17 protein-coding genes and 1 pseudogene are annotated in these 18,835 nt (G+C 67.4%); 10 read left to right on the forward strand and 8 right to left on the reverse strand.

All coding sequences use genetic code 11. The annotated features are described in order from the left end of the window. Positions 1–11: 11 nt before the first annotated feature. The 3 genes from secF to yajC all read right to left on the reverse strand — a co-directional run bounded on the left by secF (position 12) and on the right by yajC (position 3,583). On the reverse strand, positions 12–1,316 hold the full coding sequence (secF, locus tag BST40_RS10220) for a protein translocase subunit SecF (RefSeq protein ID WP_075548236.1): 1,305 nt from the start codon (positions 1,314–1,316) through the stop codon (positions 12–14). A 4-nt stretch (positions 1,317–1,320) separates the two neighbouring features. Then, positions 1,321–3,090 (reverse strand): protein translocase subunit SecD, encoded by a 1,770-nt coding sequence (secD, locus tag BST40_RS10225; RefSeq protein ID WP_075548237.1) that lies wholly within the window; start codon positions 3,088–3,090, stop codon positions 1,321–1,323. Between the two features lie 115 nt (positions 3,091–3,205). Beyond that, positions 3,206–3,583 (reverse strand): preprotein translocase subunit YajC, encoded by a 378-nt coding sequence (yajC, locus tag BST40_RS10230; protein ID WP_075548238.1) that lies wholly within the window; start codon positions 3,581–3,583, stop codon positions 3,206–3,208. Between the two features lie 207 nt (positions 3,584–3,790). Here yajC and gabT point away from each other — a divergent pair, with 207 nt between their 5' ends. After that, complete coding sequence (gene gabT / locus BST40_RS10235; RefSeq protein ID WP_075548239.1) at positions 3,791–5,140, forward strand: 4-aminobutyrate--2-oxoglutarate transaminase; 1,350 nt, start codon at positions 3,791–3,793, stop codon at positions 5,138–5,140. Here the strand turns inward: gabT and BST40_RS10240 are convergent. Next, on the reverse strand, positions 5,090–5,962 hold the full coding sequence (locus tag BST40_RS10240) for an alpha/beta fold hydrolase (protein WP_075548240.1): 873 nt from the start codon (positions 5,960–5,962) through the stop codon (positions 5,090–5,092). The genes gabT and BST40_RS10240 overlap by 51 nt on opposite strands. Before the next feature lie 59 nt (positions 5,963–6,021). Here BST40_RS10240 and BST40_RS10245 point away from each other — a divergent pair, with 59 nt between their 5' ends. Continuing rightward, positions 6,022–6,486, forward strand: a complete 465-nt coding sequence (locus BST40_RS10245) for a MarR family winged helix-turn-helix transcriptional regulator (protein WP_176358317.1) — start codon at positions 6,022–6,024, stop codon at positions 6,484–6,486. A 141-nt stretch (positions 6,487–6,627) separates the two neighbouring features. Continuing rightward, on the forward strand, positions 6,628–10,173 hold the full coding sequence (gene car, locus BST40_RS10250) for a carboxylic acid reductase (protein WP_083154166.1): 3,546 nt from the start codon (positions 6,628–6,630) through the stop codon (positions 10,171–10,173). A 35-nt stretch (positions 10,174–10,208) separates the two neighbouring features. Here the strand turns inward: car and BST40_RS10255 are convergent, their stop codons facing one another. Further along, entirely contained in the window at positions 10,209–10,889 is a 681-nt protein-coding gene (locus tag BST40_RS10255) for a hypothetical protein (protein ID WP_083154168.1), read from the reverse strand. A 182-nt stretch (positions 10,890–11,071) separates the two neighbouring features. Here BST40_RS10255 and BST40_RS32505 point away from each other — a divergent pair. Next, positions 11,072–11,917: pseudogene (locus BST40_RS32505) on the forward strand (PE family protein); the annotation flags it as partial. A 71-nt stretch (positions 11,918–11,988) separates the two neighbouring features. Here the strand turns inward: BST40_RS32505 and BST40_RS10265 are convergent. Genes BST40_RS10265 through BST40_RS10275 form a run of 3 tightly spaced genes read right to left on the reverse strand, consistent with a single transcriptional unit; the run spans position 11,989 to position 14,407 of the window. After that, a complete protein-coding gene (locus tag BST40_RS10265) occupies positions 11,989–13,071 on the reverse strand; it encodes a quinone-dependent dihydroorotate dehydrogenase (protein WP_075547434.1) in 1,083 nt (360 codons plus the stop codon). Between the two features lie 26 nt (positions 13,072–13,097). Next, positions 13,098–13,304 (reverse strand): DUF5703 family protein, encoded by a 207-nt coding sequence (locus BST40_RS10270; protein ID WP_042311690.1) that lies wholly within the window; start codon positions 13,302–13,304, stop codon positions 13,098–13,100. Between the two features lie 53 nt (positions 13,305–13,357). Next, positions 13,358–14,407, reverse strand: coding sequence for a YncE family protein (locus BST40_RS10275; RefSeq protein ID WP_183155011.1), 1,050 nt, complete (start codon positions 14,405–14,407; stop codon positions 13,358–13,360). A gap of 132 nt (positions 14,408–14,539) precedes the next feature. On the opposite strand from BST40_RS10275, the gene BST40_RS10280 reads away from it, so the two are divergent. From BST40_RS10280 to BST40_RS10305, 6 genes are all read left to right on the forward strand, one after another. Then, entirely contained in the window at positions 14,540–14,842 is a 303-nt protein-coding gene (locus BST40_RS10280) for a hypothetical protein (RefSeq protein WP_075547400.1), read from the forward strand. 61 nt (positions 14,843–14,903) lie between these two features. Further along, a complete protein-coding gene (locus tag BST40_RS10285; protein ID WP_083154171.1) occupies positions 14,904–15,734 on the forward strand; it encodes an undecaprenyl-diphosphate phosphatase in 831 nt (276 codons plus the stop codon). Further along, positions 15,731–16,459 carry a histidine phosphatase family protein gene (locus BST40_RS10290; protein ID WP_083154173.1) on the forward strand — a complete coding sequence of 243 codons (729 nt, stop codon included), beginning with the start codon at positions 15,731–15,733 and terminating at the stop codon, positions 16,457–16,459. The genes BST40_RS10285 and BST40_RS10290 overlap by 4 nt, the downstream gene beginning before the upstream one ends. A gap of 62 nt (positions 16,460–16,521) precedes the next feature. Continuing rightward, positions 16,522–17,109, forward strand: coding sequence for a DUF3090 domain-containing protein (locus tag BST40_RS10295; protein WP_023364713.1), 588 nt, complete (start codon positions 16,522–16,524; stop codon positions 17,107–17,109). Beyond that, positions 17,093–17,908 (forward strand): SCO1664 family protein, encoded by an 816-nt coding sequence (locus BST40_RS10300; RefSeq protein ID WP_083154175.1) that lies wholly within the window; start codon positions 17,093–17,095, stop codon positions 17,906–17,908. The genes BST40_RS10295 and BST40_RS10300 overlap by 17 nt, the downstream gene beginning before the upstream one ends. 41 nt (positions 17,909–17,949) lie before the next feature. Continuing rightward, positions 17,950–18,750: a 3'(2'),5'-bisphosphate nucleotidase CysQ gene (locus tag BST40_RS10305; protein WP_075547436.1), complete on the forward strand. Its 801-nt coding sequence runs from the start codon at positions 17,950–17,952 to the stop codon at positions 18,748–18,750. Positions 18,751–18,835: the final 85 nt, after the last annotated feature.

Below are 18,835 nucleotides of genomic sequence, written 5' to 3' on the forward strand. Positions count from 1 at the left end.
GGCCATGACTCCTACCGCCGACCGGCGTTCCGCTTGCCGGTCGGACGTTGCTTGGTGCCGGAGGGCCGCACCGGCCGGGCACCCGGTGCCGGCTTGGTCGACACCGCCGGTTTGCTGTCCGCCTTCTGTGGATGGTCGGATGCCTGCGGTGAGGCCTCGAGGGCGGCGGATTCAGTCAGTTCTGCGGCGGTGTCCTCGCCTTGCTCGCCAGCCGCCGGCGAGGCGGCAGCGCGGCGTTTGAGCACCCGGCGGGTATGGGTGCGTACCAGGTCAGTGCGTTCCCGCAAGGTGACCAGCAGCGGCGTTGCGAAGAAGATCGACGAATAGGTCCCCACGATGATGCCGATCAGCTGTACCAGTGCCAGGTCCTTGAGCGTGCCCACGCCCAGCAGCCACACCGCCACCACCATCAGCGCCACCACCGGCAGCACCGAGATCAGGCTGGTGTTGATGGAGCGCATGAAGGTCTGGTTGACCGCCAGGTTGGCCTGCTCGGCGAAGGTGCGCCGGGTGGTGTGCTGGAAGCCGTTGGTGTTTTCTTCGACCTTGTCGAACACGATGACGGTGTCATAGATCGAGAACCCGAGAATCGTCAGCAGCCCGATGACGGTCGCCGGGGTGACTTCGAAGCCCACCAGCGCATAGACGCCGGCGGTGACGGTCAGGTCAAAGACCATGGCCGCAATGGCGGAGATGGTCATGTACCGCTCGTAGCGCACGGTGATGTAGATCGCGACCAGAACCAGGAACACCACCAGCGCAATCACCGCCTTCTTGGTGATCTGGTCGCCCCAGGTCTCCGATACCGCCGCATCGCTGATGGCCTTCTTGCTGGGTTTGCCGTCGGCGCCTTGGGGGTGGAACGCGTCGAACAGGGAATCGCGCAGCTTTTCCGTCTGGGCGTTGGACAAGGTCTTCGAGCGGATCTGCACCGTCGCCGAGGCTCCCTTGCCGACCGTCACCACCGATTCGGGATCGCTGCCCAGGGTCTTGTGGAACACCTCTTCGACCTCGGTCACTTTCACGTCGCCGCGGGGAAACGACACCGTCGTGCCGCCCTTGAAATCGATCCCGAAAGTGAACCCGCGCACGATGATGCTCAAGATGGCGATCGCGACGATCGCACCGCTGACGCCGTACCAGAGCTTGCGGCGTCCCACCACCTCGAACGCACCCGTGCCGGTGTAGAGCCGGGACAAAAAGCTGCGCTGCACCCCGCTGGTGGCCCGGTCGGGGTCGGGGCCGCTGAGCTCTACCGCGCCTTGGGCCGCGTTGCCGGTGTCGGTTTCGGTCTTGGTCTTGGTCTTGGACGTCATGGCGTTATCCCCGTCCCGTCTTGGCGGCACCCGCTTGAGCCCGGCGCTCGCGCGCGACCTGCTGCACGGCTCCCAGTCCGTTGTAGGCCGGCTTGGCCAGCGTCGACGACTTGGAGGCCAAGTACACCAGCGGCCAGGTCACCAGGAACACCACCACCAGGTCCAGGATCGTGGTGAGACCCAAGGTGAATGCGAATCCCTTCACCTGTCCGATCGCCAGGAAGTACAGCACAGCAGCGGCCAGGAAGGTGACCGCGTTGCCCGACACGATCGTCTTGCGGGCCCGGGCCCAACCGCGCGGCACCGCCGATCGGAACGAACGGCCTTCGCGGATCTCGTCTTTGATGCGTTCGAAGAACACCACGAACGAGTCGGCGGTGGTACCGATACCGATGATCAGACCCGCGATGCCCGCCAGGTCGAGGGTGTAGTTGATATAGCGGCCGAGCAGCACCAAGATCGCGAAAACCATTGCGCCCGAAGCGACCAGCGACAGCGCCGTCAGCAGGCCCAGCACCCGGTAGTACAGCAGCGAATAGACCAGCACCAGCGCCAGACCGATCCCGCCGGCGATCAGGCCCGCTCGCAGCGACGTCAAACCCAATGTCGCCGAAACCGTTTGGGCCTCCGAGGATTCGAAGGACAGCGGCAGCGACCCGTATTTCAAGACGTTGGCGAGCTGGCGCGCGGCCGCCGCGGTGAACGGCGGGTCTCCCCCGCTGATCTGGGTCCGGCCGCCGGGTATCGGCTCCAGAATCTGCGGCGCGCTGACGACCTGCGAGTCCAGGGTGAAGGCGGTCTGTTTGCCCAGGTGGGCCGCGGTGTAGCGGGCCCACTCGTCGGCGGCCCCGCTCTTGAATTGCAGATCGACGACGTAGCCGACGCCTCGCTGGTCCATCCCGAAGCTGGCGTCTTGAATCTGGTCGCCGCTGATGATCGACGGCTCCAACAGGTAAGCGGTCTTGTGGTCGGTCGAGCAGGTCACCAGCGGCAGCTTGGGGTCGTCGTTGCCGGCCAGGATGTCCTCTTTGTCGCAGCGGGTGGCCTCGAATTGCAGGGCGACCATCTGGATGTAGGGGCTGGTGCTCTGCCGCCACTTCTTCTCCTGCGCGATGCGCTCGGCCAGGTCCTTGCGCGGATCCGGGGGTGCCGGCTGCTCACCGGGCGGCAGGTCGGCTGGCGGCGCCCCGCCGGCGCTCGGCGGAGCGGGGCTGGCACTCGGAGTCGGCGCCGGAGCAGGTGACGGCGGCGGCTCCTGAGGGTAAGGCCGCGGTTGCGCCGGGGCCCCTGACGGTGGTGCGGCCGGGGCCCCCGATGGCGGCGCGGCCGGCGCCCCGGGCTGGCCGGGTGGCGGCGTTCCCGCGGGCGGCTTGGGCTCTTCCTGCGCGGGCTGTGCCGGCATCGAGTTGAGCACCGGACGGATGTAGAGCCGGGCGGTCTGGCCGAGGTTGCGGGCCTCGTTGCCGTCGTTCCCGGGCACCGTGATGACCAGGTTGTCGCCGTCGACGACGACCTCGGAGCCCGACACGCCAAGACCATTGACCCGGGCGCTGATGATCTGCTGAGCCTGGTTCAACGCCTGCCGACTCGGCGCCGTGCCGTCGGGGGTACGCGCGGTCAACGTGACGCGGGTTCCGCCCTGTAGGTCGATACCCAGTTTCGGGGCGGCCTTCTTGTCGCCGGTGAGGAACACCAGCAGGTAAACGCCGATGAGTAGCACCAGGAATACGGACAGGTAGCGGGCAGGATGCACCGGCGCCGAAGACGATGCCACGTTCCGTATGTCTCCTTGAAAGTCGGTTCTTACCCCCAACAGAGCCTACGTGGCGCTCCGGGGCACGTCGCGCAACCGGGCTTGTCGGTCTGGTCAGCAGTCCGGTCGGGAACCCTCAGGACTCCTTGGTCGCTCGGCTCTCGTCGCCGGCTGGTACCTGCTCGTCGTCGTCCGGGTGGGCCGGTTCCTCGTCCAGGTCCTCGTGGGTGTCATCGTCGTGATCCTCATCGGTGTCCGGCAGGATCCGGTCGCGGATCGCCAGCTTCATCCACGTGGTCACCACGCCAGGGGCGATCTCGAGGTCGACGGTGTCGTCGGTGATGCCCACGACGGTGGCTTCCATCCCGGACGTGGTGTGCACCCGGTCCCCCGGCTCCAGCGACTCATGCAGGTCGATGGTGGCCTGCATGGCGCGTCGCTGACGCCGCGACGCGAAATACATGAACCCGCCCATGATGAGCAGGAACGGCAGGAATAAGACCAAACTCTCCATCAACACGCCTGTCTTTCGTATGCGGTATCCCTCGACATTTCGAGGGCGGCGCCGAACTCGACTCGGAAGCTCGCACGCCTCGTAACCGTCCAGTCTGCCATTCCCGCAGGTCGCGAACGGACCGGCCCGGCAGGGCCGTACCGCCGCGGCGAACCGATAGGCTTTACCCGCGAACATGACCGCCGCGCCGCGAGGAGAGGAGGACGCGTGGCCAGCCTCGAGCAGACACGCCACCTGGTCACCGAAATCCCGGGTCCCGCCTCACTGGAACTGAACAAACGGCGGGTCGCGGCGGTGTCCAGTGGCGTAGGGGTCATGCTGCCGGTGTTCGTCGTCCGCGCCGGCGGGGGAATCCTCGAGGACGCCGACGGGAACCGGCTCATCGATCTGGGTTCCGGAATAGCGGTCACCACGATCGGCAACTCTTCTCCCCACGTCGTGGACGCGGTGCGCGCGCAGGTGGCGCAGTTCACCCATACCTGTTTCATGGTGACGCCCTACGAGCAGTACGTAGCGGTCGCCGAACAGCTCAACCGGATCACCCCGGGCGCCGGCGAGAAGCGCTCGGCGTTGTTCAACTCCGGCGCCGAGGCGGTCGAGAACGCCATCAAGATCGCCCGCGCGTACACCCGCAAGCCCGCGGTGGTCGCGTTCGACCACGCGTATCACGGCCGCACCAACATGACGATGGCGCTGACCGCCAAGTCCATGCCCTACAAGAGCGGCTTCGGCCCGTTCGCTCCGGAGATCTACCGGGCACCGCTGTCCTACCCCTACCGCGACGGGCTGCTCGACAAGGAGCTGGCCACCGATGGTGAACTGGCCGCCGCCCGGACCATCAGCGTCATCGACAAGCAGGTGGGCGCGGCCAACCTGGCCGCCGTCATCATCGAGCCCATCCAGGGCGAGGGCGGTTTCATTGTTCCCGCCGACGGGTTCCTGCCCGCGCTGCTGGACTGGTGCCGTGCCAACGACGTGGTCTTCATCGCCGACGAGGTGCAGACCGGCTTTGCCCGCACCGGCGCGATGTTCGCCTGCGAGCACGAGGGCCCCCGCGGCCTGGAGCCGGACCTGATCGTCACCGCCAAGGGCATCGCCGACGGCCTGCCGCTGTCCGCGGTGACCGGTCGGGCCGAGATCATGGATGCACCGCACGCCAGCGGTGTGGGCGGCACCTTCGGCGGCAACCCGGTCGCGTGTGCGGCCGCGCTGGCCACCATCGAAACCATTGAACGCGAGGGCCTGGTGGAACGGGCCCGGCAGATCGAGCAGCAGATCATGGACCGGTTGTTGCGGCTGCAGGCGGCCGACGACCGAGTGGGCGACGTGCGTGGCCGCGGCGCCATGATCGCCGTCGAACTGGTGAAGTCCGGAACCGCAGAACCCGATGCCGTGCTGACCGAGAAACTGGCCGCCGCGGCCCACCGCGCCGGGGTGGTCCTGTTGACCTGCGGCATGTTCGGCAACATCGTTCGGCTACTGCCGCCGCTGACCATTACCGACGAGCTACTGGCCGAAGGCCTCGACATCATGTGCGGGATCCTGGGCGACCTCTGACCAGAAGCCGAGCAGGGTTCGCGCGATCAGCTCGGCGTCCAGCAGCAGTGGCGCCACCCTCGCGCTACCGGACAGCTGGCCGGCGCGGGCGTTGCGCATGGTGGCGCAGGCAGCCTCGGCCTGCTGCAGCGGCCAGCCTTCGTCGTCGTCGCGGGCGGCCAGCATCAGGGTGGGCGCGGCCACCCGCGGCAGATACTCGCTCAGGTCGGGTCGCTTCAGCATCATCGAGCGCATCGCGTGCAACATGCCGGAGCGGTCGGCGCGACGAAATGCGTCGATAACCGCCTGAGCCTGATCCGGTTGCGCGGCAACGGCATCGGACCCCAGCAGAGCATCGGAAAGCGCACCGCACAGAAACCGCGTCGGTCCCGACCACCGATACAGCGCCACCAACGGCCAGGCCTTGGTCCAGCGGAACCGGGTGCTCAGCGCCGGCACCGGGGTGCCGATGGTGGTCAACGTGCGGATCCGCCGTGGTTGGGTGGCGGCCAACAGGATGCCGACGTGTCCGCCCCAAGCGTTGCCGACCCAGTCGACCGGTTCGGCGATGCCGAGCCCGTCGAGGACCTCAACCGCGGCGCGGGTGCATTCGTCGAACGTGAAGTCGCGGCGCAGCGGTTCGCTGGGTCCGTGCGATGGCCCGTCGACAGTGACCACGGCGCGGTGCGGCGCCAGCGTTTCCAGGGCGTCGGTCAGCGGCGCCCACGATCGGGAATCCAGAAACAAGCTATGCCAGAAGGCGGTGACGGGTCCTGTCCCCCGTCGCATCACGTGCAGCCGGCCCAGGGCGGTCGGGACGAATTCATCGGTGCGGTCTGCCATGAGAGCCTCCAACTAATTCGGAACCCGAAACTTCGGTAACCGTAGTATCCTCCTCGGCTATGGCGGCGTCAATGGAATTGCCGGCGGACCGGCAGGCAGTGGGTCAGTTGTTGGTGCGATTGACCCGGCAATTTCGCCGCGAGCTGGCCGAACCCCGCGCCGCGCGCGGCTACGGCGATGTCCGTGATCCGCACCTGCAGATCTTCGGCAATATCGGCACCGGCGGTGTCCGGCTCACCGAACTGGCGGCCCGCGCACAGCTCAGCCTCGCGGCGACCTCGGAGTTGGTAAACGATCTATGCGCGTTGGGGTACCTGACCAGGCGGGCCGACCCCGACGACGGGCGAGCCAAGCTGATCGAACTCACCGACCGCGGACATCGGTTGCTTGCCGACGCGGGCGAGCGGGTCGCCGACATCGAGGCGCGATGGTCGAAACTGGTCGGCACCGGCGACTTCGGGCATATGTGTGACACCATGCAACGACTGCTCGACAGCCTCGATCCCGACGAAGCGCGCCGGTAACCCCGCCCACCGACGTGCGCCATCTCACAGTGCGGGCGGATGCCGACCGTTGTGGAATACCGTTAGTTTCGCTAACGTTCTAGTTGCTCAGCGCAGCGTGGCGCGAACCATCTTTCGCCTCAGTGACCGCAAGGAACTGTCATGTCGACTACTACTCGTGACAAGCACCTCGAACGCCGCATCGAAACCCTGATCCACGACGACGCACAGTTCGCCGCCGCCAAGCCGGACCCGGCAATCGCCGCCGCCCTGGAAAAACCCGGCCTGAGCCTGCCGGAGATCATCTGGACCGCGCTGCAGGGCTACGCCGACCGGCCCGCGCTCGGGCAGCGCGCTGTCGAGTACCTCACCGACGCCCAGAACGGCCGCACCTCGGTGCGGCCGCTGCCCCACTTCGAGACCATCACCTACCGTCAGCTAGGCGACCGGGTCGGTGCACTGGCGCGCGCCCTCACCCACGACTCGGTGCGCGCCGACGACCGGGTCTGCGTGCTGGGCTTCAACAGCCTCGACTACACCACCATCGACATGGCGCTGGCGATGATCGGGGCGGTGTCGGTGCCGCTGCAGACCAGTGCGGCGGTCACCCAGCTGCAGCCGATCGTGGCCGAGACCGAGCCCACGATGATGGCGGCCAGTGTGAATCAGCTGTCGGATGCCGTGGACGTGCTGTTGAGCGGTCATCTTCCGGCCAAGCTGGTGGTGTTCGACTATCACCCCGAGGTGGACGACCAGCGCGAGGCGCTCGACACGGCGCGGGAGCGGCTGGCGGACACGGCGGTGGTGGTCCAGACCCTAGAGGATGTCCTGGACCGCGGCACAACGCTGCCGGCGGGGCCGGTTGTCGAGCCACCGGCGGTGTCGGGCCACACCGACTCGCTGGCGCTGCTGATCTACACCTCCGGCAGCACCGGCGCGCCCAAGGGTGCGATGTATCGACAGAGCAACGTCGGCAAGATGTGGCGCCGGTCGAGTAAAAACTGGTTCGGGCCCACCGCGGCCTCGATCACCCTCAACTTCATGCCGATGAGCCACATCATGGGACGCGGAATCCTTTACGGCACGCTGGGCAACGGCGGCACCGCGTACTTCGCGGCCAGGAGTGACCTCTCGACGCTGCTGGAGGACCTGCGGCTGGTGCGGCCCACCGAGTTGAACTTCGTGCCGCGGATCTGGGAGACCTTGTACAGCGAATACCGGCGCGCGGTCGACCAGCGCTCGATTGATCCCGGTGACCCCGCCGCCCGCGAGGCCGTCGAAGCCCAGGTCATGGCCGAGCAACGCCAGGACCTGCTGGGTGGGCGCTACATCTTCGCGATGACGGGCTCAGCGCCCATTTCCCCGGAGCTGCGGAACTGGGCGGAAGCGCTGCTGGAGATCCCGCTGCTCGACGGTTACGGCTCCACCGAGGCCGGGATGGTCTTGTTCGACGGTGAAGTTCAGCGTCCTCCGGTGATCGACTACAAGCTGGTCGACGTTCCCGATCTGGGCTATTTCAGCACCGACCAGCCGTATCCGCGGGGCGAGTTGCTGGTCAAGACCGAGAACATGTTCCCGGGCTATTACAAGCGGCCGGAGGTTACGGCCGGCGTGTTCGACGCGGACGGCTACTACCGGACCGGAGACGTCGTGGCGGAGGTCGCTCCGGACCGGCTGGTGTACGTGGACCGCCGCAACAACGTGCTGAAGCTTGCCCAGGGCGAGTTCGTGACCGTCGCCAAGCTGGAGGCGGCGTTCGGCAATAGCCCGCTGGTGCGCCAGATCTACGTCTACGGCAACAGCGCGCATCCCTACCTGTTGGCCGTCGTAGTCCCCACCGAAGAAGCGCTGGCGAGCTCGGCGGGCACTGACATAGCGGCCTTGAAGCCGCTGATCGCCGACTCGCTGCAGACCGTGGCGAAGGAGGCAGGCCTGCAGTCCTACGAGGTGCCGCGCGACTTCATCATCGAGACAACGCCATTCACGCTGGAGAACGGTCTGCTCACCGGTATCCGCAAGCTGGCGTGGCCGAGGCTGAAGCAACACTACGGCGATCGGCTCGAACAGCTGTACAGCGAGCTGGCCGCGAGCCAGGCCAACGAGCTGAGCGAGCTGCGGCGCAGCGGCGCCGATGCGCCGGTGCGCGAAACAGTGAGTCGGGCGGCGGTGGCCCTGCTGGGCGCGGCGAGCACCGACTTGTCACCCGACGCGCACTTCACCGATCTAGGTGGAGACTCGTTGTCCGCGTTGACATTTGGCAACCTGCTGCGGGAGATCTTCGACGTCGACGTGCCAGTGGGTGTGATCGTCAGCCCGGCGAGCGACCTGGCAGCGATCGCCGACTACATCGAGGGCGAGCGGCAGGGCAGCAAGCGGCCCACGTTCGCGGTGATCCACGGCCGGGACGCGCTGGAGGTGCACGCGAGCGACCTCACCCTAGACAGGTTCATCGACGCATCCACCCTGGTGGCCGCGCCCGCGCTGCCGCGCCCAAGCGCCGAGGTGCGCACCGTCCTGTTGACCGGCGCGACCGGCTTTTTGGGCCGCTACCTGGCGCTGGACTGGCTGGAGCGCATGGACCTGGTCGACGGCAAGGTGATCGCCCTGGTGCGGGCGAAGTCGGACGACGATGCCCGGGCACGCCTGGACAAGACGTTCGACAGTGGCGACCCCGAGCTGCTGGCGCACTACCGGCGGCTGGCGGCCGACCACCTCGAGGTCCTCGCGGCCGACAAGGGCGAGGCCAACCTCGGTCTGGACCCGGCGGCCTGGCAGCGGCTGGCCGACACCATTGACCTGATCGTCGACCCGGCCGCTCTGGTCAACCACGTGCTGCCCTACAGCGAGCTGTTCGGGCCCAACGCGCTGGGCACCGCCGAACTGATCCGGTTGGCGCTCACCACGAAGATCAAGCCCTACACCTACGTGTCGACCATCGGGGTGGGGGATCAGATCGAGCCGGGCACGTTCACCGAGGACGCCGACATCCGGCGAATCAGCGCGACCCGGCAGATCAACGACAGTTACGCCAACGGCTACGGCAACAGCAAGTGGGCCGGCGAGGTGCTATTGCGCGAGGCCCATGATCTGTGCGGGCTGCCGGTCGCGGTGTTCCGCTGCGACATGATCCTGGCCGACACCACGTGGGCGGGTCAGCTCAACGTGCCGGACATGTTCACCCGGATGATGCTGAGCCTGGTGGCCACCGGCATCGCACCCGGTTCGTTCTACGAGCTGGATGCCGACGGCAACCGCCAGCGTGCCCACTACGACGGCTTGCCGGTGGAGTTCATTGCCGAGGCCATCGCGACGCTGGGCGCCCGCGGCGGGGACGGCTTCCAGACCTACCACGTGATGAACCCGTACGACGACGGCATCGGGATGGACCAGTTCGTCGACTGGCTCGTCTCCCCGACTAATGGGGCCGGATGTGCCATCCACCGCATCGACGACTACGGCGACTGGCTGCGACGATTCGAGACCGCGCTGCGCGGCCTGCCCGAAAAGCAGCGTCACGCGTCACTACTGCCGTTGCTGCACAACTACCAGAAACCGGCGCCGCCGCTGCACGGGTCGATGGCTCCGACCGACCGGTTCCGAGCGGCCGTGCAGGACGCGAAAGTAGGCCCGGATAAGGATATTCCGCACATCTCGCCGCAGATCATCGCGAAGTACCTCAGTGACCTGCGTTTGCTCGGACTGCTCTGAAATAGCCGGCAGTGACGCGGGCCCTGCCCGCTGGCTTACACGCCGGCACGGTGTCGGCGCAGGAACCGGCTGCGGTGCTCGGTGCTTGCGGCTTCACCGCTCGCCGCCGGCATTTTTTGTGCCCGCGGCATGGTGAGGGCTTCGGAATACTTTGCGTCCGAATACGGCTCTGGCGACGCCCCGGCCGCGGGTTCGTCCGCCGCAGCGACCTGTTCGTCAGCCGGCGGCGCGGCAGGCACCGGCCGGACATCACGGGCCAGCCGCACCGCCAGGCGAGACAGGACCGCGCCGGCCAGGAAGACGATCAGCACCCCCAAGCCGGAGAAGTAGGCGAGCTCCAACGCAGCGCGCTTGCGATCCGTTACGGCGACCGGATCCCCCACCGAGCCGATCCGCAACAGCGGGGCGAACTGGGTGCCGACCACGAACCATGCACCGGCGAGGGCGGCCAGCCAGCCACCGAGCATTGCGATGGCGCGATTGCCGGAAATGATCAGCAGCAGACCCCCGAGCGCCGCGGCGACGCCCGGCAACACCTCGAGCCAGCCCCGCGCGGCGGTCCACACCTGACCCGGGGTGTAGGCGAAATCGAATCGGGGACCGATGAACGGAATCAGCGCACCCCAGGCGCCCAGAATCACTAGGAGCAATCCCGTCACCACTCCGCGGGAGCGCGGCATCCGCAGCGTTGCGGGGCGGTCTTCTGTGTGCTTCATGGCAGCCTCCTCGTTAGGTACCGGCTTGGGTACCCCGACGCTCTGGCGATGTAACGCCCGGGCGCGCGATGACCGCTCGATCTGGCGAAACCGCTGACAACGTTTGCCGAAACGTTGACAATTACCTCCGGCATTGCTTACAGCCGTGGCGTACGTCACGTAACGGGTCTCGGGAGGGTTCGATGTCGTTTGTGTTCGCAGTTCCGGAGTTTCTGACAGCGGCAGCGCAGGATGCGGCCACCATCGGCACGTCGCTGAGTACGGCAAACGCCGCGGCGGCATCGTCCACGACAGGAGTGCTGGCGGCCGGTGCCGACGAGGTGTCGCAGGCCATTACGGCACTGTTCAACGGCTACGCCGCGCAGTATCAGTCGGTGAGCGCCCAGGTCGCGCAGCTTCATCAGAGTTTCGTCCAGACGTTGAACGCGGCCAGTGGGGCGTATGCGGGCGCCGAGGCGGCTAACGTCACGCCGTTGCAGACGTTGGAGCAAAGCTTGTTGGGCGCCATCAACGCGCCCGCCCAGACGTTGTTCGGGCGGCCGTTCATCGGCAATGGCGCGGACGGGACGGCGACAAGTCCTAACGGCGGTGCCGGTGGCATTTTGTACGGCACCGGCGGCAACGGTTTTACCCAGACGACGGCCGGGCAGCCCGGCGGTGCGGGGGGTTCTGCGGGCCTGATCGGCAACGGCGGCATCGGCGGGACCGGTGGCAGTGGCGGCACCGGTGGCCACGGCGGGTTCGGAAACGGCACCAAGAACAGCGCGGGCGCCGGCGGCAAAGGCGGCGATGCCGCTATCGGTGGCACGGGCGGAGCGGGCGGCAATGCAGTATTCGGCATCGGCGGTACCGGCGGCACCGGTGGCACCGGCGGCAACGGCGGCACCGGCGGTGACGGCGGTGGCGGATTCGGTAGCGTCGGCACCAGTGGCGGCGGCGGAAGCCCGGGCGCGGCGCCGCTGGGTTCCGCGGGCGGGGCGGGTGGCGATGGCGGCTCCGCCGGCACCGGCGGAGCCGGTGCTCCCGCCCGATCACCCTTCTAATCACCCCCGGCGGGTGGCCGGGCCACGGCAGTTTGCAGCGCTCGCGGCTACCAGGCCTAACCGGGCGGTTTCTCGACCTTCCGAACGGCCGAGCCCACCGCCTCACCCAGCGAGGCGAACCCGCCGTCATGCAGCCGGCGGGCAATCCCGTCGTGAATGTGCTTGGCCCACAAGGCCCCGCCGTAGATGAACCCGGTATAGCCCTGCAGCAGCGACGCGCCCGCGGTGATGCGCTCCCATGCGTCGTCGGCGGTCTCGATACCGCCCACGCTGATCAACACCAGGCGATCGCCGACCCGGTCGTAGAGCCGGCGCAGCACCTCGGTGGCGCGGCGTGCCACCGGCGGTCCGGAAATACCGCCGGCGCCCAGCTCGTCGACTCCGGGGGTCGCCAGGCCGTCCCGCGACACCGTGGTGTTGGTCGCGACGATCCCGGCAACACCCAACTCGACCGCCAGGTCCGCAATGTCGTCGATGTCGGAGTCGGCGAGATCCGGCGCGATCTTGACCAGCACCGGAGTCGAGGTTTCGGCCAGCACGGCGGCCAGGATGGGTCGAAGTGACTCCACCGCCTGCAAATCCCGCAGCCCAGGTGTGTTCGGCGAACTGACGTTGACCACAAGGTAGGAGGCCAGCGGGCCGACCAGTCGGGCACTGGCCCGGTAGTCGTCAACCGCTTCGCCGGCGGGCGTCGTCTTGCTCTTGCCGATGTTGACCCCGATCGGCACCCGGGGTCGATGCCGGGTGAGCCGAATCGCGAGCGCTCCGGCGCCGTGGTTGTTGAATCCCATCCGATTGAGCAGCGCGTGGTCGGCGGGCAGCCGGAACATGCGCGGCGGCGGGTTTCCGGGTTGCGGATGCGCGGTGACGGTTCCCACCTCGGCATAGCCGAATCCCATCGCGGCCCAGGTGTCCAGCCCGGTCCCGTCCTTGTCGAAACCCGCGGCCAGCCCCAGCGGTCCGGGAAAGCGCACCCCGAACACGGTGCTGGCCAGTACTGGATCCGTCGGGCCCAGGCATCGGCTCAGCACCCGGCGTGCCGGCGCGACGGCGGTGACGGCACGTAGCACGGCGAAGACGAATGTGTGGGCACGCTCGGGCTGAAGGAGGAACAGCAGCCGCCGCACCAGGCCGTAGATCCAACCGTGGCGCCGGTCGCCGACCGTCACGGTTCCGGCTGGTCGGACGACGCATTGTCCAGTCGAGACTTCTTGCGGCGCAACAACACCCGTCTGCTGCCGTCGGTATAGAGCCGCACCCGTGTCAGCTCCCAGCCGCGGTACTCGGCCTCGATGGACAACCGGGTGGACGCGCTCAGCCTGGTCACTTCCGGCGGCAGGCGTAACGGCGCCCACTCATATTCGTCCGACATGTCAGTATCCCAGCCCGCGGGCAGCCGGCTCCGTCTCGGCGCGGGCCGGCCTTTCACGCGGCACCCGCCGCATGGTCGATGACCTGGACCCCGGCGCCCGACCCCGACACCACGTACAAGGTGCCCGACGCATCGTCGAAGGCCAGCGAGTTGGGTTGCTGCACGGTTGGGTAACGCACCTTTTCCACGGGTATTCCGGTGGACAGATCGTAACCAATGACGACGTTGGACGCGGTTTGGGATACCCAGGCCAGCTCGCGGGAGCCGACCAGCCCATACGGGGCCTGCGGCACGGGGTAGGCCTGGCGCAGGATCAGCGGGTCGATACCGTATACCAGCAGTTGGCCGCCGCGAGTGTCGGCGACCAGTACCCGGCCCAGCGGATCGGCGGCCAGGGTAGTGGCGCCCTCTCCGGCGCGCAGTGCCTGCTGGACGCGACCGTCGGCGCCGACCGTCGTCACCGACGTCTGGCCGCGATCCAAGACCGCAGCGATATTTCCTTGTGTCACAAGGGAATCCACGCGCGCAAAGATCTTGATCCGGTTGGCTGTCCGGGCAGTGCCGGAGTTCGTGGAATCCAGGATGTAGACCGCGCCGTCGGCGCTGCCCAGCACCAGTTTGCCGTCGGCGCGCCGCGCGATCGCGGTGAACTCGGTGCCCGCGGCGTCTGCGACGCTGACCTGCGTGATGCGGCCGGCGGACAGGTCGACCACGAAGTAACCACCCCGGGTGGCCAGGTAGGCGGTGCCGCGGTTGTCGCAGGTCACCGCGGTCGCGGGCCCGGGCAGGCTGATCACGCGCGGCGGATTCCGCGCATCGTCGAACACGGTGATGCCCGATGGCGCGGACGGATCGGCGCCCGGGGTAAGAACCGCCAGCCGACGCGTGCCGTTGTCATACAGCGCCGCCTGTGGATGGCCGCTCAACGGCCGAATCACCCCCGCCGGCTCCTGGGAAACCGGCGGAGACACGGCAGGCTGCGCAGGCGGGATCGTCGGCGGCGCGGTTTGCAGCGGATTCGACGAACAAGCCGTCACCAATGTCAGCAAAGCGGCAGCGGCCCAAAGGCAGCGTTGAGCTGCTTGCTTAGTAGCTGTCAGCAACTGCCTAGTCCTCCGAACGTCGAGCCTGGGTCCCACATCTCAAGGAATTTCGACTATCCATGTCGCGTCCGATCTCGTCATGTTGCCCACGAAAAGCGGTGCTAGAGAGGTCTGGAGAGGTATTGTCGCGGCATGACCGTCACTGCTGACCGGCATGTTGCAAACAAACAGTTTGCTATCGAAGACATGTCGACGGGCATCTTCGCCAGCGGCTATGGACAGGTCGGCGACGGACGCAGTTTTTCCTTCCACATCGAACACCGGTCGCTCATCGTCGAAATCTACCGGCCGCGCTTGACCGCGCCCGTCCCGCAGGCCGAAGACGTCGTCGCGCGGTCGGTTCGCAGTCTGGTCGATATCGATGTCACCGACGAGCGCAGCCTGGCCGCCGCGGTGCGTGATGCGGTCGCCCAGGCGGCACCCGTTTCGCGCTAGTCGCACCCGGTACCCGTGTGCCGTACCAGGTACGGTCGTCGTCGTGTCTGCGGTTGCGGCGATGTCCTGGTGGCAAGTCATTTCATTGGCGGTGGTGCAGGGCTTGACCGAGTTCCTGCCGGTGTCGTCCTCGGGGCATCTGGCGATCATGTCGCGGATCTTCTTCGACGACGACGCCGGCGCCTCGTTCACCGCGGTCACCCAGTTGGGCACCGAAGCCGCCGTCCTGGTGTATTTCGCGCGCGATATCGTGCGCATTCTGCGGGCCTGGGTAGACGGTCTGGTGGTCAAGTCGCATCGCAACGCCGACTATCGACTGGGCTGGTACGTCATCATCGGGACCATCCCGATCTGCATTCTGGGCTTGTTCTTCAAAGACGAGATCCGCTCCGGGGTCCGCAACCTATGGGTGGTGGCGACGGCAATGGTGGTGTTCTCGGGGGTGATCGCACTCGCCGAATACCTGGGTCGCCAGCGTCGTCACGTCGAGCAACTGAACTGGCGCGATGCCGTGGTGGTCGGCGTCGCCCAAACCCTGGCGTTGGTCCCGGGCGTCTCGCGGTCCGGGTCGACCATCAGCGCGGGCCTGTTTTTGGGGCTCGACCGCGAGTTGGCCGCCCGATTCGGCTTTCTACTGGCCATCCCCGCGGTGTTCGCCTCCGGTTTGTTCTCGCTACCGGACGCCTTCCACCCGGTGACCGAAGGGATGAGCGCGACCGGGCCGCAGCTGCTGGTGGCGACCCTGATCGCGTTCGTGGTCGGCCTGTCCGCGGTGGCGTGGTTCCTGCATTTCCTGTTGCGGCACAACATGTATTGGTTCGTGGGTTATCGGATCTTGGCCGGCGGAGCAGTGCTTGTGTTGCTGGCAACCGGGACGGTGGCCGCGACGTGACGGTCATCCTGTTGCGTCATGGCCGTTCCACCTCGAACACGGCGGGCATCCTGGCCGGCAGGTCCGAAGGCGTCGACCTCGACGACAAGGGGCGAGAGCAGGCGGCGGCCCTGATCGATCGGCTCGGTGACTTGCCGGTCCGCGCGGTGGTGTCGTCGCCGATGCTGCGGTGCCGCAGCACCGTCGAACCGTTGGCTGATGCGCTGTGTCTGGAGCCGCTCATCGATGACCGGCTCGCCGAGGTCGACTACGGCGAATGGACCGGCCGCAATATCGGCGACCTGACCAATGAGCCGTTGTGGCGGGTGGTTCAGGCGCATCCCAGTGCGGCGGTGTTTCCGGGTGGGGAGGGGCTGGCGCAGGTGCAGGCCCGCGCGGTTGCCGCGATCCGCGAGCACGACCGGCGGCTGGCCCTGGAATCCGAGGGCGACGTGTTATGGCTGGCCTGCACCCATGGGGACGTCATCAAGGCGGTGATCGCCGACGCCTACGGGATGCATCTGGATAGCTTTCAACGGATCACCGCCGACCCCGCGTCGGCAAGTGTGGTCCGCTACACCGAATTACGACCCTTCGTGCTGCACGTCAACCACACCGGGGCGCGGTTGTCGGCGGGGCTGCGTGCGGCGCCTCCGCCCACAAGGGAGCCTGGCAACGAGCAGGCGACGGAGTCGGACAGGCAGGTGCCATCCGGCGATGCGGTGATCGGCGGTTCCACCGATTAGCACGATCGGCCTCCGCCGGCCCGGTCGATCCGGCGGCGTCTGCACGGTATTTTGGAGGTGCCATGGCCCGCGCTATTCACGTCTTCCGCACACCCGACCGCTTCGTCGCCGGGACTGTTGGCCAGCCCGGAAACCGCACGTTCTACATCCAGGCGGCTCATGACGACCGGGTGGTCTCGGTGGTGCTGGAGAAGCAGCAAGTCGCGGTGCTGGCCGAACGCATCGGCGCGCTGCTGCTGGAGGTGAACCGCCGCTTCGGTACGCCGGTGCCCCCGGAGCCCGCCGAGGTCGAGGACCTGAATCCGTTGATCATGCCGGTGGACGCCGAGTTTCGGGTCGGGACGATGGGGCTGGGATGGGATTCCGAGGCCCAGACGGTGGTCGTGGAGCTGTTGGCCGTCACCGACGCGGAGTTCGATGCCTCGGTGGTGCTCGACGACACCGACGAGGGCCCCGACGCCGTACGGGTGTTCCTGACGCCGGAGTCGGCACGGCAGTTCGCTACCAGGTCCAACCGTGTCATCTCCGCGGGTCGTCCGCCGTGCCCGCTGTGTCAGGAACCGTTGGATCCGCAGGGACACATCTGCGCACGGACCAACGGGTACCGGCGCGACCTGTTGTTCGGGTCTGACGATGAACCCGAGCAATGACGAGGGTGAGGTGTTGCGCGACGGCGAGCTGACGGTCTTGGGCCGCATCCGCTCGGCGAGCAACGCGACATTTCTGTGTGAGTCCACGCTGGGCGCCACGACCGTCCATTGCGTCTACAAGCCGGTGGCGGGTGAGCAGCCGCTATGGGACTTTCCCGACGGGACGTTGGCCGGCCGCGAACTCAGCGCCTATCTGGTGTCGGCGTGGCTGGGCTGGAACATCGTGCCCTACACCGTCATTCGTGACGGACCGGCGGGACCGGGCATGTTGCAGCTGTGGGTGCGGCAACCTGGTGACTCGTTGGGCGCGGATGCGCGTTCCGGGCCGGATTTGGTGGACCTGTTTCCCACCCGCAAACCGCAGCCGGGGTATCTGCCCGTGCTGCGCGCCTACGACTATGCCGGCGACGAGGTCGTGCTGATGCACGCCGACGACGACAGGTTGCGGCGGATGGCGGTGTTCGACGTCCTGGTCAACAACGCCGACCGTAAGGGCGGCCATATCTTGTGTGGTGTCGACGGCCGGGTGTACGGCGTCGACCACGGCGTGTGCATGCATGTCCAGGACAAGTTGCGCACCGTGCTGTGGGGGTGGGCGGGCAAGCCGATCGACGACCAGACGCTCGAGGCGGTGGCCGGGCTCGCCGATGCCCTTGCCGGACCGCTTGTCGATGCGCTGCGTGATCACGTCACCAGCGCCGAGATCGCGGCGCTGCGCCGGCGGGTGCGTGCGCTGCTGGACAGTCCGGTGATGCCCGGACCCAACCGTCATCGTCCGATTCCATGGCCGGCGTTCTAGGGCATGCGATTGGCCACCACGCATTCGGCGATACTGATCCGATGAGCCCGGCCGCCGATAACCAGCGTGCCGACCTGACCGACGCCGCACTGGCCGCTGGCCTCGCCGCGGAGGCCGGTGAGCTATTGCTTGCCGTGCGCGAGGAGATCGGTTTCGATTACCCGTGGGCGCTCGGCGAGGCCGGTGACGCCCGCGCGAACTCGCTACTGCTGCGCCGCTTGCGGGAGGAGCGGCCAGGTGACGCAGTGCTCAGCGAGGAAGCCCACGACGACTTGATGCGGCTGCGGTCCGACCGGGTGTGGATCGTCGACCCGCTGGACGGTACTCGCGAATTTTCGACGCGCGGCCGCGACGACTGGGCGGTTCATGTCGCCTTGTGGCAGCGCACCGCCGATGGCAGACCGCAGATCACCGACGCGGCGGTTTCATTGCCGGCCCGAGGGAACGCCGTGTACCGCAGCGACACTGTGACCGCCGACGCCGCGCCTGCCGGCATTCCAGACGTCATCAGAGTCGCCGTCAGCGCTACCCGGCCGCCGGCGATCCTGCATTACATGCGGCAGACGGTGGCTATCGAATTGGTGCGGATCGGCTCGGCGGGTGCAAAGGCAATGGCCGTGATCGACGGCTACGCCGACGCGTACTTGCACGCAGGGGGCCAATGGGAATGGGATTCGGCGGCGCCGGCAGGCGTGGTGCTCGCCGCGGGCATGCACGCATCACGGCTGGACGGCTCGCCGCTGCAGTACAACCAACTCGACCCCTACTTGCCCGACTTATTGATGTGCCGCAAAGAGCTGGCACCCGTCCTGCTTGGTGCCATCCGGCGAGCGTGGTGGTAAGCCGCCGGACAATCGTCGGCGGTAGGGGCGGTGAGCGTGTGTTCTGGGCGCCGAGTGGGCGTTGGTGGCGGTGAGTGTGCGCTCT

The sequence above is a fragment of the Mycobacterium persicum genome (assembly GCF_002086675.1).
GTDB classification, from domain to species: domain Bacteria; phylum Actinomycetota; class Actinomycetes; order Mycobacteriales; family Mycobacteriaceae; genus Mycobacterium; species Mycobacterium persicum.